The sequence below is a fragment of the Hamadaea tsunoensis DSM 44101 genome (assembly GCF_000428945.1).
Taxonomy (GTDB): Bacteria; Actinomycetota; Actinomycetes; order Mycobacteriales; family Micromonosporaceae; genus Hamadaea; species Hamadaea tsunoensis.
On record NZ_AUAX01000015.1, the window covers coordinates 48,797 to 72,317 of the forward strand.

Annotated in this window: 20 protein-coding genes; 8 read left to right on the plus strand and 12 right to left on the minus strand. The window is 70.2% G+C overall.

The window, feature by feature from the left end; genetic code table 11:
- Positions 1-34: 34 nt before the first annotated feature.
- Positions 35-1,189, minus strand: a complete 1,155-nt coding sequence (locus G401_RS47230; RefSeq protein ID WP_051366933.1) for an erythromycin esterase family protein — start codon at positions 1,187-1,189, stop codon at positions 35-37.
- Positions 1,186-1,773, minus strand: coding sequence for an NADPH-dependent FMN reductase (locus G401_RS0120930; protein WP_027344037.1), 588 nt, complete (start codon positions 1,771-1,773; stop codon positions 1,186-1,188). Before G401_RS0120930 ends, G401_RS47230 begins: the two co-directional genes overlap by 4 nt.
- 98 nt (positions 1,774-1,871) lie before the next feature.
- Between G401_RS0120930 and G401_RS0120935 the strand changes: the two genes are divergently transcribed.
- Positions 1,872-2,498, plus strand: coding sequence for a TetR/AcrR family transcriptional regulator (locus G401_RS0120935; protein WP_027344038.1), 627 nt, complete (start codon positions 1,872-1,874; stop codon positions 2,496-2,498).
- A 7-nt stretch (positions 2,499-2,505) separates the two neighbouring features.
- Here G401_RS0120935 and G401_RS0120940 read toward each other — a convergent pair whose 3' ends face one another.
- From G401_RS0120940 to G401_RS53030, 4 genes are all read right to left on the minus strand, one after another.
- Entirely contained in the window at positions 2,506-3,501 is a 996-nt protein-coding gene (locus G401_RS0120940) for a TIGR03842 family LLM class F420-dependent oxidoreductase (RefSeq protein ID WP_027344039.1), read from the minus strand.
- Between the two features lie 11 nt (positions 3,502-3,512).
- Positions 3,513-4,913 carry a dihydropyrimidinase gene (gene hydA / locus G401_RS0120945; RefSeq protein WP_027344040.1) on the minus strand — a complete coding sequence of 467 codons (1,401 nt, stop codon included), beginning with the start codon at positions 4,911-4,913 and terminating at the stop codon, positions 3,513-3,515.
- On the minus strand, positions 4,910-5,749 hold the full coding sequence (locus tag G401_RS0120950) for a nitrilase-related carbon-nitrogen hydrolase (RefSeq protein ID WP_027344041.1): 840 nt from the start codon (positions 5,747-5,749) through the stop codon (positions 4,910-4,912). The genes hydA and G401_RS0120950 overlap by 4 nt, the downstream gene beginning before the upstream one ends.
- A 191-nt stretch (positions 5,750-5,940) precedes the next feature.
- Positions 5,941-6,540: a hypothetical protein gene (locus tag G401_RS53030; protein WP_157545998.1), complete on the minus strand. Its 600-nt coding sequence runs from the start codon at positions 6,538-6,540 to the stop codon at positions 5,941-5,943.
- 337 nt (positions 6,541-6,877) lie between these two features.
- Between G401_RS53030 and G401_RS54140 the strand changes: the two genes are divergently transcribed.
- The 3 genes from G401_RS54140 to G401_RS0120975 are packed head-to-tail and all read left to right on the plus strand — an operon-like array spanning position 6,878 to position 11,713.
- A complete protein-coding gene (locus G401_RS54140; RefSeq protein WP_064741820.1) occupies positions 6,878-7,948 on the plus strand; it encodes an endonuclease domain-containing protein in 1,071 nt (356 codons plus the stop codon).
- Positions 7,935-8,585, plus strand: a complete 651-nt coding sequence (locus tag G401_RS0120970; protein WP_027344043.1) for a hypothetical protein — start codon at positions 7,935-7,937, stop codon at positions 8,583-8,585. The genes G401_RS54140 and G401_RS0120970 overlap by 14 nt, the downstream gene beginning before the upstream one ends.
- Before the next feature lie 2 nt (positions 8,586-8,587).
- Positions 8,588-11,713, plus strand: coding sequence for an ATP-binding protein (locus G401_RS0120975; RefSeq protein WP_027344044.1), 3,126 nt, complete (start codon positions 8,588-8,590; stop codon positions 11,711-11,713).
- A gap of 3 nt (positions 11,714-11,716) precedes the next feature.
- Here the strand turns inward: G401_RS0120975 and G401_RS0120980 are convergent, their stop codons facing one another.
- Complete coding sequence (locus tag G401_RS0120980) at positions 11,717-12,784, minus strand: hypothetical protein (protein ID WP_157546001.1); 1,068 nt, start codon at positions 12,782-12,784, stop codon at positions 11,717-11,719.
- A gap of 94 nt (positions 12,785-12,878) precedes the next feature.
- Here G401_RS0120980 and G401_RS0120985 point away from each other — a divergent pair, with 94 nt between their 5' ends.
- On the plus strand, positions 12,879-14,480 hold the full coding sequence (locus tag G401_RS0120985; protein WP_157546004.1) for a hypothetical protein: 1,602 nt from the start codon (positions 12,879-12,881) through the stop codon (positions 14,478-14,480).
- 6 nt (positions 14,481-14,486) lie between these two features.
- Here the strand turns inward: G401_RS0120985 and G401_RS53040 are convergent, their stop codons facing one another.
- The 4 genes from G401_RS53040 to G401_RS0121005 form a co-directional block, all read right to left on the minus strand.
- Positions 14,487-15,407: a hypothetical protein gene (locus G401_RS53040; protein ID WP_157546007.1), complete on the minus strand. Its 921-nt coding sequence runs from the start codon at positions 15,405-15,407 to the stop codon at positions 14,487-14,489.
- A 98-nt stretch (positions 15,408-15,505) separates the two neighbouring features.
- The gene (locus tag G401_RS0120995) at positions 15,506-16,618 is read right to left on the minus strand and encodes an ARPP-2 domain-containing protein (protein WP_027344048.1); all 1,113 of its coding nucleotides are present in this window, start codon (positions 16,616-16,618) and stop codon (positions 15,506-15,508) included.
- Complete coding sequence (locus G401_RS0121000) at positions 16,615-18,042, minus strand: hypothetical protein (RefSeq protein WP_027344049.1); 1,428 nt, start codon at positions 18,040-18,042, stop codon at positions 16,615-16,617. The genes G401_RS0120995 and G401_RS0121000 overlap by 4 nt, the downstream gene beginning before the upstream one ends.
- A gap of 183 nt (positions 18,043-18,225) precedes the next feature.
- Entirely contained in the window at positions 18,226-18,588 is a 363-nt protein-coding gene (locus G401_RS0121005) for a hypothetical protein (protein ID WP_027344050.1), read from the minus strand.
- A gap of 535 nt (positions 18,589-19,123) precedes the next feature.
- Between G401_RS0121005 and G401_RS53045 the strand changes: the two genes are divergently transcribed.
- From G401_RS53045 to G401_RS0121020, 3 genes are all read left to right on the plus strand, one after another.
- Complete coding sequence (locus tag G401_RS53045) at positions 19,124-20,293, plus strand: sensor histidine kinase (protein ID WP_157546009.1); 1,170 nt, start codon at positions 19,124-19,126, stop codon at positions 20,291-20,293.
- A complete protein-coding gene (locus tag G401_RS0121015) occupies positions 20,290-20,949 on the plus strand; it encodes a LuxR C-terminal-related transcriptional regulator (RefSeq protein WP_027344051.1) in 660 nt (219 codons plus the stop codon). The genes G401_RS53045 and G401_RS0121015 overlap by 4 nt, the downstream gene beginning before the upstream one ends.
- 238 nt (positions 20,950-21,187) lie before the next feature.
- Positions 21,188-21,577 carry a carbohydrate-binding protein gene (locus G401_RS0121020; RefSeq protein ID WP_027344052.1) on the plus strand — a complete coding sequence of 130 codons (390 nt, stop codon included), beginning with the start codon at positions 21,188-21,190 and terminating at the stop codon, positions 21,575-21,577.
- Positions 21,578-22,135: 558 nt separating this feature from the next.
- On the opposite strand, the gene G401_RS0121025 is transcribed toward G401_RS0121020, so the two are convergent.
- Complete coding sequence (locus tag G401_RS0121025; RefSeq protein WP_027344053.1) at positions 22,136-23,521, minus strand: DUF1996 domain-containing protein; 1,386 nt, start codon at positions 23,519-23,521, stop codon at positions 22,136-22,138.

Consider the following 23,521-nt stretch of genomic DNA (forward strand, 5'->3'; position numbering starts at 1 on the left):
GGCCGCACGACGGACGGTCCATTTTCGACGGTCGTCAGTCCAGTCGCCGCACCGGGGTCACCTCGCGGATGTGGATCAGCACGTCGAACGCGCCGGCGAGGGTGGCGACCGCCATGTGCTCGGCGTCGTCGCGGGCCGGGTCGTAGACGCCGCTGATGACGCGTACCTTGGCCGGGCCGGTGGCGTGCCGCGGATCCGAGTGGCGCAGATCCTGCGCGAACGCCGGTTCGCCCGGCCGGCTGATCGTCGCGTCGACCAGGTCGGCCGCCGGCGGCGGCACCGTCATGGCGCCGAGCCGCCCGTGATGGAAGCCGATCGCCACCGAGACGTAGCGCCCGTGGTGGCGGCCGCGCAGCACGCTGCCGACGGTCGGCTGCGCCCCGCGCTCGGGCGCGAGTCCCAGCGCGACCGGGGTGGCGGCGGTGTGCGCGATGCCGTCCCAGTACGCCAGCCGCGATCCGGTCCGCAACTGCAGGTCGCTGATCCGTCCGGCCCAGGTCTCGGCGTCGCCGGCGTAGCTGCCCCGGCCGGCGACGCTGCCGGTGTGGAAGTCGACGATCAGGCGCATCCGCCGCTCGACGGCCGGGTCGACGCCGAGGGACGCGACGACCGCCAGCGCGTCCCGGGCGTGTTCGGCGAACGGTCGCCCCGGATGCAGGCCGCGGGCAGTCTGCACGTGCTCGTCGACGTCGTGCGCGGTACGGATGGGATCCAGGTGCGCGGCGACCTCGGAGAGGTGTTCGGGGGCCCGCGTCCGGATCGCGTCCAGGACGACGTCGTAGTCGGCGGCCCGCGCCTGCGGGGGCCGGACTCCGAAGACGCGTACCGGGTCGTCCGGGTGAGCCTGGTTGAAGGCGCGGATCCAGTCCAGCGCTTCGGCCATCTCCGCGGTACGCCACGGGCGCCACGCTTCGCCGAGGGCCGCGGCCGCCGAGCCGTCGCCACCGGTGACATAGGAGTCGAGCCGGTCCCCGATCGCCGCGCTGTCCTGGATCGCCAGCCCGCGTACGCCGTGGTGGTGGACCAGGCGTCGGAACAGCCGGTCGCGCACGGCGAAGGTCTCGTGGGCGAACCGGGTGGACTCGCCCATGCCCACGATGAGCGCGTCGGCGGCGATCGTGGCGGCGAGGCGGTCGATCGTGGCGTCCGGCAGCGGGCCGGCCGGCCCGAGGTCGACGGCGGAGGTCATGCCAGGGCTCCTTCGCGGATCGGTTCCAGCGCGCGGGACCAGGTGATGACGTCGTCCAGGAGCGCGGTGAGGGTGCCTTCCTGGTGGGGGCCGGGGGTGAACGTGCCCGGCTCGGTCGGGGCCTGAAGGGCGAAGTCCTGGTGCAGGGTCAGCGTCACCTGGGTACGCACCGTGGCGACCCGCAGTTCCGCGAGGATCAGCCGGAGGTGCTCGACCGCCCGGGTGGCCCCGTGCAGCCCGTAGCCGACGAAGCCCGCCGCCTTGTTGTTCCACTCCGCGTAGACGAAGTCCAGGGCGTTCTTCAGCGCGGCGGGGACCGAGTGGTTGTACTCCGGGGTGACGAACACGAAACCGTCGTAGCCGGCGACGCACCGCGCCCAGGACCGGGCGTGCGCGGTGGCGTACCGCCCGAACAGCGCCGGCTGCGGTTCGTCGAGGAGCGGCAGGTCGAAGTCGGCCAGGTCGACGACGTCGAACTCGACGGCGGGCTGCTCGCGGGCCGCCACCGAGGCGACCCAGTCGGCGACCATGCGGCCCCGGCGGCCGGGCCGGGTGCTGCCGACGATGACGGCGATCTTGGTCATGACATCTCCTCCGTGACGGGTTACACCGATCGTCGCAGAGGCTACACCGCTCGGTGTAATTACTGCAACGATCGGTGTAATCCGGTAGTCTTCCCTGCGTGACGGAGAAGCGGAGGACCGCCGGGCAGCCCGACAAGCGACGGGCGATCGTCGACGGGGCGCTGGCCCTGTTCGCCCGGGACGGGTACACCCGCGCCAGCCTGGACGCGATCGCCGCCGAGGCCGGCGTCTCCAACCGCACGATCTACAACCACTTCGCGGACAAGGCCGACCTGTTCCAGACGGTGATCCAGGACAGCACCCGGCGCGTCGCCGACACCATGGTCGCCACCGTCGACCGCCACCTGGGCAAGGTCACCGACATCGAGTCCGACCTCGTCGACCTCGGCCTGGCCTGGCTCGGCGTACTGACGTCCGAGCTCGCCCCGCACTTCGCCCTCGTCCGCCAGATCAACGCCGAGGCCGACCACATCCCGCCGGCCGCCCTCAAGACCTGGCTGGACACCGGCCCCGGTCGTGTCCGGCGCGAACTCGCCGGACGCCTGGCGGAGCTCGCCGAGCGCGGCGAGCTCCGCGTCGACGACCCCGCCCGCGCGGCCGGGCACCTGATGCTGCTCATCTCCGCCGACAACCTCACCGACCGTACGGCGCTGCACGATCCGGGCGAGCGCAGGGCGATGGTCACCGCGGGCGTACGCGCCTTTCTCCACGGCTACCGGCGATAGCGGAACCTCAGGCGACGGCCGGGATCACGGTGTCGCCGTACGCGGCGAGCGTGTGTTCCATGTCGTCGTGCTGCAGGTACAGCGCGAACTGGTCGACCCCGAGCTCCTGGAGGCGGCGCAGCTTGTCGATGTGCGCCGGGGCCGGGCCGAGGACGCAGAACCGGTCCACGATCTCGTCGGGGACGAAGTCGACGTGGCGGTTGCCGGCCCGGCCGTGCTCGGCGTAGTCGTATCCCTGGCGGCCCCTGATGTAGTCGGTGAGGTCCGGCGGCACCGCGCCGGAATCGCCGTAGCGCGCGACGATGTCGGCGATGTGGTTGCCGACCATGCCGCCGAACCAGCGGGTCTGCTCCCGCTGGTGGGCGAGGTCGTCCCCCACGTACGCCGGGGCGGCGACGCAGAATTTCACGGCGGCCGGATCGCGCCCGGCGTCGCGGGCCGCCTGCCGGACCGCCTTGATCATCCACGCCGCGATGTCGGGGTCGGCCAGCTGCAGGATGAATCCGTCGGCCACTTCACCGGTCAGCCGCAGGGCGCGCGGGCCGTAGGCGGCCACCCACACCTCGAGACGCGAGTCGGTGACCCAGGGCAGGCGGAGGTTCACGCCGCGATAGACGGCCTCGCGACCGTTGCCGAGTTCGCGGATGACCTCGACGGATTCCCGCAGGTCGGTCAGGTTCATCGGCGGCAGGCCGAGCGTACGCCGGGCCGAGTCGCCGCGTCCGATGCCGCAGACGGTCCGGTTGCCGTACATCTCGTTGAGCGTGGCCAGGGCGCTGGCGGTGACCGTCGCGTCGCGCGTACCCGGGTTGGTGACCATCGGGCCGACGGTGACGCGGGCGGTGTTCGCGAGGATCTGGCTGTAGACGACGTACGGTTCCTGCCACAGCAGGTGCGAGTCGAACGACCAGACGTGGCTGAAGCCGGCGGCCTCGGCCCGCACGGCGAGCTCGACGACGCGGCGGGCCGGCGGATCGAGCTGGAAGACCACTCCGAAGTCCATGGGATCCCCGCTCAGCTCAGGTAGGTGGACAGGCCGCGGGGCAGGTACCGGCCGTGGCCTTTGCGGCCGAGGTACTCGCCTCGGGCGACGACGACCGTGCCGCGGGAGACGACGGTGTCGACCTTTCCCGCGATCTCGAAGCCCTCGTACGCCGAGTGGTCCATGTTCATGTGGTGCGTCTCGACGCTGATGGTGGTACGCCCGGCGGGGTCGTACACGACGATGTCGGCGTCCGACCCGGGGGCGATGACTCCCTTGCGCGGATAGAGGCCGAACATGCGCGCCGGGGTCGTCGCGACCGTCTCGACCCAGCGTTCGAGGGAGAGCTTGCCGTCGACGACGCCCTGGTACAGCAGGTCGACCCGGTGTTCCACGCCGCCGATGCCGTTGGGGATCTTCGAGAAGTCGCCCCGGCCGAGCTCCTTCTGGTCCTTGTAGCAGAACGGGCAGTGGTCGGTCGAGACGATCGCGAGGTCGTTGCCGCGCAGCCCTTGCCACAGGTCGCGCTGATGGCTCTCGTGCCTGCTGCGCAACGGGGTCGAGCACACCCACTTGGCGCCTTCGAAGCCGGGTGCGCCGAGCTGGTCCTCCAGCGTCAGGTACAGGTACTGCGGGCAGGTCTCGGCGAAGACGTTGCGTCCGCCGTCGCGGGCCTGCGCGACGGCGGCCAGCGCCTCGGACGCCGACAGGTGCACGATGTACAGCGGGGTGTCGCCGGCGACCTTCGCCAGCGAGATCGCCCGGCGGGTGGCCTCGGCCTCCAGTTCGGACGGACGGGTCAGCCCGTGGTGGATCGGATCCGTCTCGCCGCGCGCGAGCGCCTGCCCGATCAGCACGTCGATGGCGATCCCGTTCTCCGCGTGCATCATGGTGATCGCGCCGTTGCCGCGCGACTTCTGCATCGCGCGCAGGATCTGGCCGTCGTCGCTGTAGAACACGCCCGGGTACGCCATGAACAGCTTGAAACTGGTGATGCCCTCGTGCTCGACGAGCGCGTCCATGGCCTTGAGCGCCTCGTCGTCGACCCCGCCGATGATCATGTGGAAGGCGTAGTCGATGTGGCAGTTGCCGTCGGCCTTGCCGTGCCACGCTGCGAGTCCTTCGTGGACGTTCTCGCCGGTACGCTGGACCGCGAAGTCGATGATCGTCGTCGTGCCGCCGAAGGCCGCCGCCCGGGTGCCGGTGTCGAACGTGTCCGACGCGAACGTTCCGCCGAACGGCAGCTCCATGTGGGTGTGGGCGTCGATGCCGCCCGGGATCACGTACTTGCCCGCGGCGTCCACGACCTCGCCGCCGGCCGGAGCGCGCCCGGGGGCGTACAACGCGGCGATGGTCTCCCCGTCGACGAGCACGTCGGCGGCGTAGGACCCGGTGCCGGTCACCACGGTCCCGCCGCTGATCAGCAGGGTCATGGCCGCACCAGGCCCTCGTACGCGTCCGGGCGCCGGTCGCGGTAGAACGCCCAGCGGTCGCGTACCTCGGCCAGGAGGTTGAGGTCCAGGTCGCGCACGATCAGCTCCGGCTGGTGCGGATCGCCCGTCGCGCCGACGAACCGGCCCTCGGGGTCCACGAAGTACGACGTGCCGTAGAAGTCGTTGTCGCCCAGGTCTTCGATGCCCACCCGGTTGATGGCTCCGACGAAGTACTCGTTGGCCACCGCCGACGCCGGCTGTTCCAGCTGCCACAGGTACGCCGACAGCCCCCGGTGGGTCGCCGACGGGTTGAACACGATCGTCGCGCCGGCCAGGCCCAGGGCGCGCCAGCCTTCCGGGAAGTGCCGGTCGTAGCAGATGTAGACGCCGACGCGGCCGACGGCGGTGTCGAACACCGGATAGCCGAGGTTGCCGGGCCGGAAGTAGAACTTCTCCCAGAACCCCTGCACCTGCGGGATGTGCGTCTTGCGGTACTTGCCGAGATAGCGGCCGTCGGCGTCGATCACGGCGGCCGTGTTGTACAGGACGCCGGGCTGCTCCTGCTCGTACATCGGCAGCACCATCACCAGGCCGAGTTCGGCGGCGAGCGCCTGGAACCGCTCCGTCGTCGGCCCCGGGATCGCCTCGGCGTACGCGTAGAACCGCGCGTCCTGCACCTGGCAGAAGTAGGGACCGTAGAACAGTTCCTGGAAGCAGATGACCTTGGCACCCTGCGCGGCGGCCCGGCGCGCGTAGTCCTCGTGCGCCTTGATCATGGACTCCTGGTCGCCGGTCCACGATGTCTGCACCAGGGCCGCGCGAACGACGTCGGACACGGGGCACCTCCTCCGGAGAGCGCTGGCTGCCGCGCATCACGACATTGCACTAATCGTATAATAGGAACGAATCGGTCACGTCCGCCTCGCCGCCCGCGCATCCCCGTAGCCATGGGCTCCCACAGCGCGGCATCAGCCGGTTCGCGTACGCGATGGACAGGCCCGGCGGGCTGACCCGCCGGGCCGTCAGATCACTTGGCGCCGTCGCCCGGCCAGACCCAGGCACTCCAGCAGCAGCTCGGGGCGGTCTGGTAGATCTCGTGCCGCAGCGGCGTGGGCACGTCCGTCCCGGTGACAGCGATCCGGATGCCGCCGTAGCTGTTGAGCCCCACGCAGCCCGGCGCGGAGGACAGCGATCCGCCGAGGCTCGCCCAGCCGCTCCAGCCGCCGGACGACTTCGAGTCCTGCCAGTCGTGCCGAAGCTGGTCGTCGCCGTCCCGGGTGAAGACCTCGAGCCGGCCGTCGGCGTTGCGGGCGCCGGCCAGGCCGCCGTAGCCGTGGAGACCCATACTCACGGCCCCGCTCCACGAGCCGTCGAGCTGCTCGTACTTGTGGTAGACCGTCCCGTCGTAGTTCCACGTCGTGGAGGTGCCGAGCCACACCAGCTCGCGGCGCCCGTCGGAGTTGCCGAGGATCAGCAGGCCCGCGCTGCCCGCGCAGGCCGATCCGACGACGTTGGGCGCGGGCAGGATGATCGGATTGCCGGCCGCCGTGGCCGGAGCCTCGACGGCGACGACGCCGACGCAGGCCAGGGCCAGAGAGAGGAGAACGCTGTGCAGGTGACGCTTCATGGTCCGCACTCCGATGGAGATCGAGGATCTGTCGGCGCACACCGTGGCAGCCCGCACTTACCAATCCACTACCATCGCCTTTCCATCCTGCTCACAGGCCTCCCACGGTTCACTCAGCCGGGTAGGCCACAAGTCCGGGCGAGCGAGCGGCATCTGATCACCGGATGCCGACGACATCCGGATGATGGCCACGCTGGACAACAGTCAGTCACCGTCACTGGCTGTTCATCATCGGACCAGCCGTCGAGGCCGTCGCCGGACCCTTCATTGCGTGAATGAGTCCGGACGACCGGTTGCCCAGGCCCCCCAACCGTGGGAACAATCATCGACGTTATACATGGACTGGGGGCTGCCCATGGGCTGGAGCTGGGCGGATCTTCCGGTCGACCGTGCAGTGCGGTTGGTCGGAGTGGTTCCTGACGCCCTGGCTTTGCTCCTGGATCCCGCTCCGGACAGCGCTCCGGCCGTTGTCACGTTTCGGCCGTCCGTTGCACCCTCGGTCGCGGTGGTCGTAGCACAGGCGCTGGACGCCATCGAGGGTGCCGCCTTGAAGCTCTTCCCGGCGTGGCTTCCGGGCGCCGCGGGGATCTCCGGTCCGGGCGGAGCAGGCGTTGCCGCCGTACGAGCGCTGGCCCGCCGCATGAATGGAAGCGGTACCGCATTCCTCGCCGATCTGGCCGAGCGCGCTCTTCGCGGAGGAACCCCATCGCCGGGCTTGCATTCGGCGGAGACTCGCACGGCCGGCCTGACCCGTGCTCTTGCCGCTACCTACCAACGAGCATCGGTGGCGCTCGTGATGGAGGTGCCCGCCGGCTTGACATCCGCGAGCCAGGAGACGCTGATCGGCGCCGCGGAATGGCTTGCCGGTCATGGACCCATGGGCGTGTGGCTCGTGGGCGGCCCGCTGCCGTCGGACCGCGTCATGACCTGTCGTATCGGTCTTCCAGAGCCCCTTGCCCGCCTCGACCGCGAGACGCCGCCCATGGAGTCTCGCCCTGACTTGCCGATCCTCACCGTGCCCGCGGTGTCCGGCGCCCCCAACGGGACCAGTTCTACGGAGCGCCTTCTCGAAGCCGCGCTCCAGCAGCACGACTGGGCGATCGGCCGGGTGTGGCACCAGCGATATCAGCCTTCTCCGCTAGACCTCCTGCGCTACCTCGACGTGCTGTGGCCGACCGAGAAGGTCGTAGTGGAGGTCGACGGCGAGGAGCATCGCGGCCGGCTGAAGTGGGCGGACGACCGCGTGCGCGACAACCTCCTGCAGCTCGGCGGTTATCAGGTTCTGCGATACCCGAACGAGCTCGTCGTCTCCGACCTCGCGGGTGTCGTTGACGACATCCGCGCGCATCTACTTCAACGCCGCAGCCTCGCATCAGCACCGGAAGGACTCCACCATGCCCAGCGATAACCCGACACCGTCCGAATACGCCATCCTCCTCATTCTTCTCGCCGAGAACCGCGAGATCCCGAATGTCGAGCTTAAGGAGCGTTTCGGCGTCGAGCTCTCCGGCGCTGGCTCCGCCAAGCTCAACAAGCTCGGGTACGTTGTCAGTCGGAAGGTCGGACGACGCCTGATGCATTCGCTCGCGGACGCGGGCTGGGCGCGCTGTGCTGAACCTATGGACTTCGCCGGAGTACGCCCGAAGTCGGTGGGCGTCGCCCTCGAGCTTGTCATGGCGGCGCTACGCCGCGACCTGGCGGCGACGGGCCGCAGCCTCGCGATGATGCTCGCACCGGACGCGGAGCTCGCGCCATCACCGGTCGTTGCCTCGGCGTCCTCGCCGGCGGAGCTGACGGAACAGATCCGGACCATCTACAAAGAGCTCGCTGCCGAGCCTGGCGCCTGGGTCAACATCGCCGACATCCGGGAATCGCTCAGCTCGGTGGAGCGCGACGACCTAGACGACGCCCTGCGGCAGATTGAGCAGGAGCGGGACGTCAACATCGTACCGCAGGCGAACGAGAAGGCGCTCTCGGAGAGAACTCGACTGGCGGCGGTGATCATCGGCCGCCAGCACAAACACTTCATCGCGATCGGAGTGTAGTCGTGGTCGACGAGATCACTGCGCTAGGGAGCTTACGCTTCGGATGGGCCGTCGTCGCGGACGACGTGTGGAATCCCGACTTCGAATACGTCGAAGGACTGCATCCTGAGGTCGAGCGCGCGATCACGAACGGCATCGCCGATGCCGACGCCGACGTACGGTCCAATCCGATCGGCATCGCCTTGCAGGGGCAGAAGGGCACTGGCAAGACGCACATCCTCGGCTGGACCCGCCAGCAGGTGTACGCCAAAGACGGCTACTTCTTCCTGGTCAGCCTGCTCGAGGGACGCAGCTTCTGGACGAGCGTCCTGCATTCTCTGAACCAGGGACTGACCCGGGTCGCAGGCGGTTCCGAGAGTCAACTGCGGGTTCTCATGCGCCGGTTGGGTGACGTCGTCCAGGCACCCCGTCGCGTACGCCGTGCGATCGTCGGTGACGCGCCGATTTCCACAGCCATCCTCGACGAGTTCATCCAACTCCTCAAGAATCATGATCCGCTGGTGGGGCGGGAATGTTCGGACACCGCCCGGGCGCTAGCCCTGCTGCTGTCGGACAGTTCATTGTCACAGGAGGTGGGCGACACCTATCTGCAGTCCAGTGAGGATGAACAAGGTGATCGGGCCCAATGGGGGATGCGCCGCAAGCCGCGTGACCCTGAGCTCGTCGTCCAGGACCTGTCGTGGCTCATGGCATTGACCGGGCCAACGGTGATCGCGGTAGATCAGATCGACGCCATCGTGGCGCAGTCCGTCAAGGAACTGGACGAGCGAGGCACCTTGGAACCGGGTCAGGATCTGCTGGTCGAGCGGGTTGCCGGCGGCCTGATGATGCTCCGGGAGCGGACCCGCCGGACGCTGACCGTCGTCTCGTGCATCCCCGACTCCTGGGTCTTGATCAAGACCCGAGCCGTCAATCCTGCCGAGGATCGCTTCCGTCAATCCAAGCACCTCATGACGATCATCGACGGCGAGGTCGCGCGCCGGATCATCGCCGCCCGATTCAGGACGCGTTTCGAGGCGATCGGCTTCCAACCACCGTACGCGACATGGCCGGTGAAGGAGTCCGCCTTCTCGACGGCGAAGAGCTTCACTCCGCGCGGACTGCTCATGGTGATCTACGCGCACGTCGATCGGTGCGCCGAGACCGGCGTGGTTGAGGAGCTCCAGAGCTTCGGCGAAATCCCGCTCGTCGACGGGCCGGGGCCCGGGCCGACACCTCCCCCGCCCGCCGACGACCTCGGCCACTTCGATACTCGGTTCGAGGAGCTGAAGGGTCGGGCCGAGATCCACGACGCTCTTCGCGAAGATCGTGAAGACACCGAGATGCCGCGCCTTCTCGGCGGCGGCCTCAAGGCCTGGGTGTTGAGCAGGAGCCTGGCGACTCTCGCGTACCAGGTGGATCCGCCGCCGGGTGAGAAACCCGCGCTACACGCACGGTTGCGGCTGATGCTGGAGGAACGGATCGAGGACCAGGTGCGGTGGGGATTCCGCGCCATCGCCGCCAAGAGCCCCGTCGCAGCGCTCAACCGGCTCCGGAAGGCGGCCACCGAGGCCGGCCTGGTCGAGGGTCAACCCAAACGCAAGCTCGTTCTGCTGCGCAACACCGAATGGAACACGGGCGCCAAGACACAGGAGGCGCTTGAGGCATTCCGGAACGCCGGCGGTCTCGACCTTCCGGTCTCCACCGACGATCTGCGTACGCTCTGGGCGCTGCATAAGATGGTCGACGAGGACCGACCCGACCTCCAGGCATGGCTGTTCAAACGCCGGCCAGCGGACGATGTCGACATCTTCCGGCAGGCGTTCGCCGACGCTGAAGGCGTTCCGGTCACCGTTGATGACCCGTTGCCTCATCCATCAGAGGACCACCCTCGTACCAGTTCATCGCCGGGCCGTGCATCCATAGTCCTCGGCCGATCAGCCGACGGGCAGCGTACGCTCTCGATCGATCTTGAATCCCTGCGGAAGCACACGGCGATCTTCGCCGGTTCGGGATCAGGAAAGACGGTTCTGATCCGCCGGCTGATCGAGGAGTGCGCGCTTCAAGGCGTCTCGACGATCGTGCTGGATCCCAACAGCGACCTCGCGAGGCTGGGGGATCCATGGCCGCAGGCGCCGTCGGCGTGGGGAGCCGACGACGCCGCGAGGGCCGGTCAGTACCTCGCGGACACCGACGTCGTGGTGTGGACACCTCGTCGCGAGTCCGGTCGTCCGCTCACCTTCCAGCCGTTGCCGGACTTCCGGGCGGTCAAAGAGGATGCCGATGAGTTCAACGAGGCTGTGGAGGCGGCCGTCGCCTCCATCATTCCGCGGGCGAATCTCGAGGGCCGGGCGGCCAAAGTTCATCTCAAGCGGGCGGTGCTTCGCAACGCTGTTCAGTACTACGGGAGGTCGGGCGGAAACCGGCTGAATGGACTCATCGAGCTCCTCCGCGATCTTCCCGACGGCGTGAGCCAGCTGGAGGACGCGGGCAAGCTCGGTTCGGAGCTCGCCCAGACCCTCACGGCCGCGATGGTCAACGATCCCCTGTTCGGAGGAGATGGCGTACCGGTGGACCCAGGCCGTCTTCTCACGCCACCACCGGGAAAGCGCGCCCGTGTCTCCGTCATCAGCATGGTGGGTCTCCAGTCCGAGTCAGAGCGACAGAGCTTCGTCAACCAGTTACAGATGGCCCTGTTCGCTTGGCTCAGGAAGCATCCAGCGAACGACCGGCCGCTGGGCGGGCTGTTCGTGATGGATGAGGCGCAGACACTGGCCCCTTCCGGCGCGATGACCGCTTGTACGCAAAGCACGCTCGCATTGGTGTCACAGGCCAGGAAATACGGACTGGGCATGGTCTTCGCGACCCAAGCTCCCAAGGGCCTGCACAACAGGATCCCGGGTAACACGGCGACTCAGTTCTTCGGTCTGCTGAATGCTCCGGTGCAGATCGCTGCGGCACGGGAGATGGCACAGGCGAAGGGTGGCGACGTATCGGACATCTCCCTCCTCAAGTCCGGACAGTTCTATGCCGCCGTTGAAGGCGAGCCGTTTATGAAGGTCCACACACCGCTCTGCCTCTCGCACCACCCGAGTAGTCCACTTTCGACCGAGGAAGTGTTGGACCGAGCACGGCAAACCGTCCACTGACCGTCAGCCTGGGCACGACAGGTGGGGCAGTCCGGCGACCGGTACGCGTACCACCGAACCCGGTCGGGCGTTGACGATCCAGCGGGCCGAACCCGCGACCGTCCCCGGGGTGTCGAAGGCCGCTCCGGTCGTGAGGTCGAGCACCGAGGCCGTCGTCCCGCCGTCCCACAGCAGGTAGTCCCCGGCCACCTGGAGGAACTGGAACGGATGGCTGCGGTCGGCCGACGTGTAGCGGGTCAGCTTCGCCGCGGTGAAGTCCCACTGCTCCAGGGAGAGCGCGTCGCCGCTGCTCCACACGAGACGGTCCGCCGAACCGCCCAGGTACGCCACGGAGCTCGGCCGCTGGATCGCCTCGGGCAGCTCGACGGGTTCGAGAGTCGACTCGTCGACCGCGCGCAGGGAGTACCGGGTGGCGTCGTCGACCTTCGCCCAGACGAGGAGCCCGCCCGCGTACACCGGGGAGCTCAGGCGGCCGGAGTCGAGGACCCGGGTGCTGTGGCGGGCGAGGTCGAGCACTCTCAGCTCGGCGTGCAGGGCGGTTCCCGTGGTGCGGACCGGCTGCGCCCACGCGACCAGGCCGTGGCGCAGGACCGGCAGCGGCTGCTGGCCGGGCAGGAAGCCGCCGGGGCCGTGCGAGTCGGCGACGCGTACGCTCTCCCCGGTCTTGCGGTTGACGGCGTGCACGCTCCAGTCCGCGAGGTTCGTCTTCGAGTCGAGCTGCTCCCAGACCACCCATGGTTCCTCGACCGCCAGCGCCCCGAGCCCCGACACCTCGGGCTTGTACCTGGTGATGGTGCTCAGCCGTCCGGAGAGCAGATCCAGGGCCGCGACGCCCCGGCCGGTCGCGTCCTGCGACTGTCCGAACGCGACCTCGCCGCCGACCGCGTGTACGCCGACGCTCACGCCGTCCGGCAGTCGCGTGGCCGGCCCCGTCCACTGCGGCGGTGGTTGAGACGCGAAGCAGACGGTGCGAGTCGCCGCATCCGACGCCGGCGGGCGTACCGCCGGTGGCGCGGTGCACGCGCCGATCGTCATGAGCCCCAGGACCGCAGCGGCGATTCGCACCATCACGGCGCCGAGTCTGCCGCCCATCAGGTGATCACCGGGTATTTCTTGCGCCGCCGCACGGTTGGTGAAAGAAGATGGTCGTCGATATATTGCTGCCATGGAGAGGGTCCGCGGACGACGTCCGGGCACCACCCCGGCCGGGCATGGGCTGAGCAGCGAGACGGTGATCGCCTGGCTGCTGCGGGTCAACCGGCTCTACGGCGACGACGAGCGGCTGGCCGTCGCGGCCCGGTTCGCCCGCGCGTACGGCGATGGTGGTGTCACCGCCTCGGAGTCGCAGATCTGCCGGTGGGAGCTCGCGACGCTGCGCCTGTCCGCGCCGGTCATCGGCCGGTACGAGCGGGTGCTGGGCCTGCCGCGCGGCCGGCTGGCCGCGGTGGCGCACACGCTGTACCGCGAGTCGCGGGGGGCGCTCGGCCCGCCGGCGCTGCGACCGGCGGGGGACGCCGAGACAACTCGCGACCGTTTGTCTCCCCTGCTGGAACGGGCGCTCGGCGCGGAGGAGATGACCGGGTACGACTGGGACGAGCTGACCGCGGGCCTGTGGGAGGTGCCGGTTCTGCTGCACCCCCGGCGGCTGTGGCCGGAGCTGGTCCAGCGGCTGCTGGCCGAGCTGCTCGTGGCCGAGGGGACGGGCTGGCTGTGGCGGTGCGAGGCGCTCAACCGGCTGCTCGGGCTGCGCGACAGCGCGACGGCGGTCGTGGAGGCCTGCGCGAGCGTCATCGGGGACCGGCGCAGCCAGGTCCTCATCGAGCCGGCCGCGCTGCTGGAGATGACGCCGCATCCGGCCGCCGCCGCGCAGCTGCTGGGGCAGATCGAGGATCCGGTCAGCGATCAGGCGCTGCGAGCAGCCTGGTGGGCGGTGGCGGAGAAGGCCGGGCGGGGCCACTTCGACGCCGGGCAGATCCGGCGGCTGACGCAGGCGGCCCTGGAAACCTTGCGGGACAACGGCTCCCCGTTCGCTCCCCGGGTCGGTGCCGCCGAGACGGCCCGCCAGCTGCTGCCCGACGTGAGCGCCGGCGAGCACCGGGCGCTGAGCCAGGCACTGCAGGGCGATCCCGTCTCCGGCCACGTCCTGCGCTCCGGCGCCGTCGCTCCACAGGAGACGGTACGCGCGGTGGCGTACCGGCTGTCACAGGCGGTGCTCTCCCTGATGCGCCGGGAGATCCTCCTGGCGGACCCGGTACTCGAACGGCTCATCGGCGACATGCTCTTCCACCCGCAGGGCACCCGGCGCACGGTCGCGGCGCAGACGGTCGCCGCGACGCCCTACCGTCCGGCGCTGGCCGCCGCGATGGGGCGGGAACTCGGCCGGCCCGGTATGCCGGCCTCCGTCCCGCTCGCCGCCGCGCTGGTGCAGGCGATCGGCCACCTCGGCGGCGCCGACGAGGCGGCCCTCATCTGGCGGCTCGTCCTCGGCCACGGCATGCCGGCGCCCGTACAGGAGGCGGCCGCCTGGATCGTCGGCCACCTGCACGTGCCGTCGGATCGCTGGGACGTCGTGCGCACGCGGCTGCTGCGCCACCGCGACGGCCCGCTGCCGTCCTACGCCAAGGGCCTGATGTACAGCGTCGGCGCCTCCCGGCGCCACGACGACCTCGTCGAGCTCAGCGGTCCGCAGGCCCATCCGGAACTGCGGACCGCCGCGTCGTGGTGGCTGTCGACCCCCGATTTCGTCCGTCTCAGCGCCTCGGCCTGAGTACGCCTACCAGATGTACCCGTAGCCGCCGAGGATGATCTCCATCGTGTTCGTGTCGAACCACGAGTACGCCGGAACCGTGCTCCACACCGTGGTGGCCGGGTCGGCGTACCAGACCTGGCTGGTGCCGGTGTTGTAGCCGCCGATCTCGATCCAGTGCCCGATCTCCTGGCTCACCGGGTGCCCGGTCAGATGCGGTCCGTAAGGCACCTCCCAGGCGAGCCCGGCGACCGGCGAGCTGACGCCGACGTCGGTGGCGAGGTGGTTGGAGAAGTCGGTCTTCTGGGCGGCGCTCGGCGGGTCGGACATCCACACCATGCCGTAGAAGTTCGACCCGAAGTCGGGTACGCCGACGTAGTGGTTGAGGCCGTTGACCTCCGCGGCCGCGCCGGTGCCGCCGGCGGCGGGCGTGCCCATGTAGTTCGCGACCGTCCACTGGTCGAGGTTGTAGGGGCTGGAGCCGGGCACGGTGGCCGAGAACATGGACACCACGGCCGGACCGCAGAAGTAGTTGGTCACCTGCCCGTACTGGTACATCCAGGTGATCTGCCCGACGGTCTGGGTCGACGCGCGGGCGCAGGACACCTGCGCGGGCTTGATCTCGCCGTTGGCGAAGGCCTGCTCCTTGGCGGCGGTGTGCGCCTTCGACTCCGCGAGTTCGGCGTCCGTGGGCCGGGCGAACAGCTCATGCGTCGACTTGTACTTCGTCACGGCCGCCACGACGTCCGCGGACAGCGCGGTGGTCGTGACGTTCCTGCCCGCGTCGAGCTGCTGCTGGGACAGGACGTTGGCGCACACGTTCTTGCCGGCGGCCGCACCGCCGCCGATACCGGCCGCGGTGGCGGATCCGGCCCCGACGGCGACGGTGGCACCCGCGACGATGCAGGCGAGGACCGCGGAGAGGGTGGATCTCATGAGGCGTGTCATGTACGCGAGTGTGTGACCACGCCAGTGACCAACGTGGATTTCTTGCGGCCCGCCTGAAGTGTGCAAGAAGCCCGCGGCCGGTACGCCGGGCGGACCGCCTACCGGCCGGGACGCAGCAGGTGCCCGAAGCCCGCGCCGTCGAGCCGCAGCTTCAGGTTCTGCCGGTCGGTGCCGAGCGCGGCCGCGGTCGCGTCCAGGTTCCAGTCGTGGGCCGCCAGCTTCGCGAGCAGGTAGCCGCGCCGGGTCTGGGCCGCCGACAGCCGGAAGGTCTTGAGGTACGCCAACCGTCCACGCTGGTCGGTGATGGTCTCGCCGATGTGGTTCTCGCCGTCGGGGTCGAACGCGGGCACGAAACGCGACAGCGTGAAGCGCCCCATCCGGCGGATCCGGGTGAAGGCCAGGTCCGGCCCGGCGAGCAGGCCGCCGGCCAGTGCGCTGTCGTGGAAGTCCGACCAGTCCTTCAGCGTCCGCGCGAGCTGCCCGCGCAGGTCAGCGAGGCTGGTGACGCGGTCCTCGTCGAGCCGGACGAGGAAGTCGGGCACCGCCGGATACAGGTGGGCGTACTGGAAGATCAGTTCGCCGTAGAAGTCCTGCACCAGGCTGGAGTGCAGCGCCCGGTAGTCGGCGGGGTGCGGCAGGACGAACGCGGCGGCCAGGGCGTCCGCGACGTAGAGCAGCATGCCGCACTGGTCCGGGTGGATCTCGAAGATGCGCAGGGCGTCCTCCAGGCCCGCGACGGCGGCGCCGCGGTAGCTCGCCTCGACCCGCGGCGACAGCCCCCGGGTCACGGCCCGGTGCGTCCACTCCTGCCAGGCGATCGACGGGCCGCCGAACTGCAGCCCGAGATAGCCCTCCATCGCCAGGTGCAGCGGCAGGAAACGCAGTCGCCGCCTGTCCTCGCGCCGGTTCATCCGGCGGTGGAACCGCAGCCCGACGCGGTCCGGCGCCGCCTTCGCCGCCGGATCGTGCAGTTGGGTGCCGTACGCGGCCGCGGGCGTACCGTCGGCCGTCCAGTCCGCCACGAAGGCGTGCGGGACGTACGCGACGTACGCCGTCCGCGGCCCGACCTCGACGATCGACAGCTCGTCGGGATCGTACGCGCGCTGATGCAGCCGCAGATCGGTGATCGGTTCGGCGCGCAGCAGCGGGACGAGGCGTACGGCGCCCCACGTCTGGGACGGGGCGACCGTCAGTCCCGCGAAATCGATCATCGGGCGGCCTCCGAGGCGTGCAGGAAGCGGCCGACGCGGTCGGACAGGTGGGCGCGCAGCTCGTCGAATCCGGCCCGGCCGGTGGCGAACCTCGCCAGTTCCACGAGCGCGGCGACGTCCTCCGCGTCGCGTACGCCCACCGTCGCGACGTCCCCGCCGAGCCGGCGTACGTCGAAGGAGTCGCTGTCGTACACGGGGTTCAGGTGCACGATGCTCGTCCGCTCCCCCGGGTCCAGCGCCGTACGCCAGACGCGCAGCACCTCGGCGGCGAGGCCGGCGGGAGCGTTGTCCCACCCGTCGGAGACGATGACGAGCCGGTCCGGGCGCAGTTCCAGGCCGTCCACCAGGCGCTCGCCCAGCGCGGTCACGCCGACGGGGTGCACCGTCAGCGGATCGCCGGAATGGTTCAGCCACAGTCCCGTGTACGAGGTGGCCAGCGCCTCCAGCAGGTAGTGCGTGGCGAGGGCGACGGCGAGGGGCCGGCGGCGCTTGGCGGCCGAACCGGCGGACGAGTAACTGTCGTCGAGGACCGCGACGACGCGTCCCCACGTGCCGAACCGGTTGCCCGCGGCGCGCCGGGCCGCCGTCCGGAGCGCCTCGGTCAGTTCGGCGCGCCGCTCGGCCCGCTCCGGCCGGGGTAGCGACAGTACGTAGACGGCGAGGCGGGTCAGCGGGGCCGACGCGAGATCCATCGCGACCGTGGCAGCCCCGTGCCGCGCGGCCGACGACTGCAACCTCAACCGCTCGTGATCGGTGAGCCGCGGCGCGATCCCGGCCAGGAAGCGGGCCCGGTCGATACCGTGCCGGACCGCCAGGCCTTCGGCGACCGTGTACGGCAGGTCGTACAGCGACCGCGCCTCGTAATGCGCACGGCGCCACGACTCCAGGATCGGGGTGTCGTAGCGCTTCGGCGTACGCCAGTCGAACAGGGCGGTGCCGACCTCGCCCGGCAGCGCCAGATGGGCGTGGCGCGCCGCGACGGACAGCGACCGCCGGTACTTGACCGCGTCGAAGGCCGGATCGGGCCGCGCCGTCACCCAGTCGCGCATGATGGCCCGCGTCCGGCGGTTGTTCACGCCCAGCCGGCGCAGCTCCCGGAAGGCGGCGTACACCCGCTGGGGAGGCAGGGTACGCAGCCGGGCGGCGATGAGCCGGCCCTCCAGGGCACGCTCGCGCGGGCCGGCGGCCGAGGCGGTCCGCAGCAGGTTGGTCACGATCCATGCGGCGTTGAGGTGGTTGACGTCCAGGGCGAGGGTCGCGGCGTACAGCTCCCGGTAGTTGCCCAGCACGTACTCGTGGAGGAAGCCGAGTGACATCCGCTGCTCGCCGGCGGACTGCCGGAACTCGCGCTGGGCGCTCGACGCGATCGCGGCGTTGACGAACATGACGACGTCCTCGCAGGCCACTCGCTGCGACGCGGACACCGGACTCCTCCCTCGGACGCGGACGGGGCGCCGGCCGGGGAATGAGGGCACGAACTGCGAAGCATCGCTTCAGAGGCGGGTTCCGGAAGTCGCACCGAAGTCCCGCGGCCGGCCGCGCCACCATAGCCGAGCGGTGGATCGGCCCGCCACGGTATTCGCCCTCGGCCGCCGCGCGGGCCGGAGCTACGTCTTCGCCTCGGCCTGGGCGCGCTTCTTCTCCTGCGCCTTGTCGTACTCCACGGACGAGTACCAGGCGACGCCGGCGGTGCCGAACAGGCCCAGCGCGATCAGGCCGGCCTGCTTGCCTTCGTCGTCCTTCTCATGGGCATGGGCGATCCACTCTTCCGTCGAGTACGCGTGGCCGTCTTCGACGCAGCCGTTGGTGACAGGATTCTTGCCGCACATCACCCGGCCCTTGTCGTCGATGTACCCGTCGGCTTTGTTGTAGATCGGAAGGAAGTAGAACAGGCCGACCAGTGCGCCGATCGTCGCGCTGAACTTGATCATGTTGCGGCCGTAGATGGACTTGAAGTCGTCAGCGGCCACGAGCGAACCTCACCGCGCGGATCGGGCGCTCGTGGTTCCGGAAGTCGAGAGTGGACATGGTCGGAATCGTGGCTCCATGAGCCGCGAGAGGCCAGGCCACGGACCGGCCATGCACGGCCGGTGCCTCCGGTGAGCCCGGCGACATCAGCACCGGCGACGCCCGAGCACGCCCTGCGGCGCCACTTTCCGGCCGGGAACCGGGCATTCGCCCACCAGCCTTGATCATGTACCTCATATCTGTCGAAATCTGACCCTCACGACATATATGCGCTACACGATCAAGGCCTGGCGACCAACTTCGACATATACGTGCGACATGATGATGTCCGGTCGGACTGCCCTGAGAAGCCGCCAGCCGTACGCGGATCACGCGGTGGCCGGCACCCGCACAGCCGCGCGAAGAGTCCGCTGTCGGGCAGCCCGCCCCCGAAAGGGATCGACGGCCTTGACAACGACGGCGGGCTGATCGATTCTCGTCAGAGAGCGCTCTCTAGCATGATCGTCAGGTATCGCCCGCGCCCGAGGGCAGGACTCGTTGACCGCTCCCGTTCCGCACGCACACCCCCAGGTGGCCCAGGCCGCCGTCGCCCGCGCGGTGCTCATCGCCCGGGCCGCCGTCACGCTCACCGCGACGGCCGCCGGACTCCGCCTGACCGGCCACCCGGTCCCGCTCGCCGGGGTCCTCACGCTCGTCGCGGCGACCTCGGCGGCCGCCCTCGCCGCGCTGGCCCGCCGGCCCGACCTGGCCGGGCGGCCGCTGCCGGTGCTGGCCCTCGACGCGGCCACCGTCCTCGCGGTGTACGCGATCGGGCCGGGCCAGGTCGCCTACTACTGCTGTGCCGCCGGGGCGAGCGCGCTCGCCGGAGTCCTCATCGGACAATGGGCGCTGGCGCCGGCCGCCGCGTACGCCGCCGTCGGATACGCCACGGTTCCGGTGGTCCTCGGTCCCGGAGTGCCGCCGGAGCTGGCCGGGTTCGTGTTCGCCTTCCCGATCGCCGACGTCCTGGCCGCCGCCGGGGCCGCCGGCATCACCGCCGCCGTCGCCCGCTACGTCGAGCTGTCGGTACGCGTCGTGGCGTCCGCGCAGCGTACGGCGGCCGTTTCGGAGCGCGCCCGGCTCGCCCGGGAACTGCACGACTCGGTGAGCAAGACGCTGCGCGGCGTGTCGTTCGCCGCCCTGGCTCTGCCGTCGTCGCTGCGCCGGCATCCGGATCTGGCCGAACGGCTCGCCACGACGGTGTCGCAGGGCGCGCAGGCCGCCGTACGCCAGGCGCGCGACGTCGTCGAGGGGTTGCGGCTGGACGCGGCGGAGGAAGACTTCGCGGCGGCCGTCACCCGCATCTGCCGGCACTGGACGGGCCGGACCGGCGTGCCGGTGGGCGTACGCGCGCGGCCGCTCGATCCGCCGCCGGCCGTCCGCTACGAGCTGGCGCAGATCCTCCGGGAGGCGCTGGAGAACGTCGCCCGCCACTCGGGTGCCACCCGGGTCGCCGTGACCCTGGACCGCGAAGGGTCGCTCCTCCGCCTGTGCGTACGCGACGACGGCCGCGGATTCACCGGACCGGCCGGCGGCCTGGGCATCATCGGCATGGTCGAACGGGCCGCGACCGTCGGCGGCACCGTACGCGTACTGTCCACACCGGACGCGGGAACGTCGGTCGAGGCCCGGATCCCGGTCGAGGAGACCGCCGGAGTGGTGCCGTGATCAGTGTCCTGGTGGTCGACGACAACCCGATCGTGCGCGAGGCGCTACGCGGATACCTCGACGGGTGCCCGGGCATCCAGGTCACCGCCGAAGCCGCCGACGGCCGGCACGCCGTCACCCTCGCCGCCGCCGAGCGGCCCGCGGTCACGCTGCTCGACCACCGGATGCCGGTCGCCGACGGGCTCTGCGTCCTGGCCGAGCTGGCCGCGCTGACCCGCGTACTCGTGCTGACCAGCGATGGAACGGCGGAGCTGATCGGGCGGATGCTGCGCGGCGGTGCTCGCGGCTATCTGGTGCACGGGGAGTTCGCGCCCGAGGACCTGCACCGGGCGGTCCTCGCCGTGGCGGGCGGCGACGGGTGGCTCTCCCCCGCGGCCGCCGCCGTCGCCGCGGCGGCCCTGCGGGACCACGCCGACCGGGAGGCCGCCGGACGCGCGCTCGCCGACCGGCAGCGCCGCGTCCGGGCGGGTTTCGGGCTGACCCGCCGCGAGCAGGACGTGCTCGCGCTGCTCGCCCAGGGCCTGCCGAACGCGGCCATCGCGCACCGGTTGCTGCTCACCGAGAAGACGGTCAAGAACCATCTGCAGCACGCCTTCGCCAAACTCGGCGTGACCAACCGGACCGAGGCGGCGCTGCGCTGGAACGGGCCGGCCTGACATGCCCGCGGTCACCGCCCGCACGCTGGGCTGGTCGGCGCTCGCGGCGGCGGTCGTCGCCACGGTCACCGTCGTACCACCGCTCGTCTGGCCCGGAAGCGGTCCGCCTTCAGTCTCCGCGCCATCGATCCCAGCGCCTTCGGTCCCAGCGCCATCGATCGCGGCCTCTTCCGCCGCGCCGCCGCCTCCGTCTTCCCTAGCGCTTTCTGCCGCAGGGTCCCCGGCTCGCCCCTCGGCCGTGGCCGCGTTCCGGCCCGTCACCGTCCACGCCGCCGATCCCGGCAACCTCCGCGAGGGCGGCGCGCAGGTCATCGACTGCGCGAGCTGCGTGGCCGGCCGCCGGGTCGGTTACATCGGCGGCCCCAACACCCTCGCGATCCCCGTGCGGAACATTCCCCACGCCGGCGAGCGCACGCTCACCATCACTTACGAGACATCCGAGCCGCGTACGCTGAAAGTGGCGGTCGGGTCCGCACAGCCGCACACCGTGACCGTCAGCGGCGCCGGCAGCCTGCTGATTCCGGCAAGGATCACGATCCGGGTGTGGCTGCCGAGCGGAGACAGCTGGATCCGCTTCTTCAACGACGCCGGCTCCGCCCCCGACCTCGACACCATCACCCTGAGCTGACCTGGACGCTTCATCGCCGGGAACCGGTTCGGCCGCCGACTGGCAGCGGTGATCGAGTTCCCGGAAGCTGTAGAAGTTGATCTCCATTGCTTGATCAAGAGCCTGGGATCTGCAATATCGGGCCATTTTCGACAGCATCCGGGCTCTTGATCAAGCCTTCGCGTCGCGATCAAGCCGAAGGCCCCTTCGGCCGGTGATCATTTACCGTCATTACAGCATTCCCGCCCCTCTCTGCGTGATCGAATACCGCTATTACGGCAAGAAAGCGTTCTCCTGCCGTAATAGCGGTATTCGATCAAGGGAATCGGCGCCATGGTTCCGTATGAGGGGTATTCGATCACGCCGCTCGTTTCATGATCAGCGCGTTGATCACACCCGATCGCGCGCCGGTCGCCCAGTGGTTGTGAGGGTGACCGATCCGCGGTGAACGATGCGTCGCCCCACTGTGCTGGCAGTGCAGGCCCCGTCACGGAGTGACGGGGCCGGAACGGTCTCCCGCGCGAGGAGCGGAGGTGAGATCGACGAACCCGGGACAGAATCTTTAAAAAGATCTTGAATCTAGAATTGGCCTGCGGTGTTGCACTTGGCCGACTGGACGATGCAGTTCTTGACCCGGTGACCGAGCGCATCGTTGTCCCAGGCGTTGAAGAAGTCGCCGTGCATCGACGACGCCATGCCCGACGCCAGCGTGAACCCGTCCGGGCCGCCCACCGCCGGGTACGCGATCACGAACGACACCGACGGGATCGCCACCGGGAACCCCGCCGGGCAGGTGCCGTCGGGCGTGTACGCGAGGTGGGACTTGTGGTCCGGGCTGTCCAGGTGCCGGCCGTCCCAGCAGTCGGGGAAGACGAGCTGGAACATCAGCGTGCCGCCGGGCGAGCAGACCGGCCAGTTGCCGTCGGTGCTGCGCCCGATCTGCCCGCCGGTGGTGCCGCCGACGCAGTAGAACTGGTTCACCGTGCCGGACGGGGTGGGCACCTGCAGCCGCGCGTCGCCGGCGATCATCTTGAAGCCCAGCGGGAAGGGGACGGTCTGGCTCGGGTCGGCCAGCCGCGAACCGTAGTAGACGACGACGCTGCGCGGCTCGATCGCGGTCCCGTGCTCGTACAGGGTCGGGATCCAGTACGCCGAGAGGTCCGCCGGAGCGGGCGCGCACGTGGTGGCCGTGTTCGCCAGCAGACTGTCCACAGTCGAGTACGCGTCGGTGCCCGCGTTGCCGAGGAAGGTGTGCATGTGCGAGGCGCCCGGCAGGCCCGGGAACACGATCGGGTCGTCCTTCTTGGAGTGGGTGTAGGTGCAGGTGGCGTTGAACTCCGGGATGCGTACGTTGTTCGCAGGTGCCGGGGCCATGACCATCGCCCGGAACGCCGCGAGCTGCGCGTTCCACTTCGCCGGATCGACGTCGACCCAGCCGGTGGGCGTGGCGCCGGTGGAGAACCGCAACCAGTTCAGGTTGACGAAGTCGGCTCCGCCGGTGTCGTTGGTCAGGATCGCGTACAGGGTCTGCGCCCCAGCGGGATGCGTCGCCACCGATACCGTCTGGGTCGTCCACGACTGCCAACCGCCCGTGGCAGTGATCGTGAACTTCGCCAGCAACGCCCCGGTCGCAGACCCTGTACGCAGCTCGATCGCGCCCGGGCCGCCGGCCGCCGACGCGACGCGTACCGAGACGGTCATCGCGCCGGCCGCGCCGAGGTCCACGCCGTCGTAGCGCAGCCAGTCCCCGCGGGCGAGATAGCCGACGTCCGATCCGCCACCGGTGTCCACGGTCGGCTCGACGACCGCCCCGGACTGGGCCGCGTACGCCTCCGCCTCCACCACGAGGTCGGCGGCGGCGCTGGGCATCGCGGTCACGGCGACGACGGTGGCCGCCACCGCGACCGCGAGGGTACCGCCGAGCGAAGCGATCAGTGTGCGGCGCCTGAATCCGTTCCTTGTCAT

What these genes read in the sequence shown, in the direction of transcription:
- G401_RS47230 (WP_051366933.1), bottom strand. Translation starts at nt 1,189, where the DNA reads ATGACCTCCGCCGTCGACCTCGGGCCGGCCGGCCCGCTGCCGGACGCC.
- G401_RS0120930 (WP_027344037.1), bottom strand. Translation starts at nt 1,773, where the DNA reads ATGACCAAGATCGCCGTCATCGTCGGCAGCACCCGGCCCGGCCGCCGG.
- G401_RS0120940 (WP_027344039.1), bottom strand. Translation starts at nt 3,501, where the DNA reads ATGGACTTCGGAGTGGTCTTCCAGCTCGATCCGCCGGCCCGCCGCGTC.
- hydA (WP_027344040.1), bottom strand. Translation starts at nt 4,913, where the DNA reads ATGACCCTGCTGATCAGCGGCGGGACCGTGGTGACCGGCACCGGGTCC.
- G401_RS53030 (WP_157545998.1), bottom strand. Translation starts at nt 6,540, where the DNA reads ATGAAGCGTCACCTGCACAGCGTTCTCCTCTCTCTGGCCCTGGCCTGC.
- G401_RS54140 (WP_064741820.1), top strand. Translation starts at nt 6,878, where the DNA reads ATGGACTGGGGGCTGCCCATGGGCTGGAGCTGGGCGGATCTTCCGGTC.
- G401_RS0120970 (WP_027344043.1), top strand. Translation starts at nt 7,935, where the DNA reads ATGCCCAGCGATAACCCGACACCGTCCGAATACGCCATCCTCCTCATT.
- G401_RS0120985 (WP_157546004.1), top strand. Translation starts at nt 12,879, where the DNA reads ATGGAGAGGGTCCGCGGACGACGTCCGGGCACCACCCCGGCCGGGCAT.
- G401_RS53040 (WP_157546007.1), bottom strand. Translation starts at nt 15,407, where the DNA reads ATGACACGCCTCATGAGATCCACCCTCTCCGCGGTCCTCGCCTGCATC.
- G401_RS0120995 (WP_027344048.1), bottom strand. Translation starts at nt 16,618, where the DNA reads ATGATCGATTTCGCGGGACTGACGGTCGCCCCGTCCCAGACGTGGGGC.
- G401_RS0121025 (WP_027344053.1), bottom strand. Translation starts at nt 23,521, where the DNA reads ATGACAAGGAACGGATTCAGGCGCCGCACACTGATCGCTTCGCTCGGC.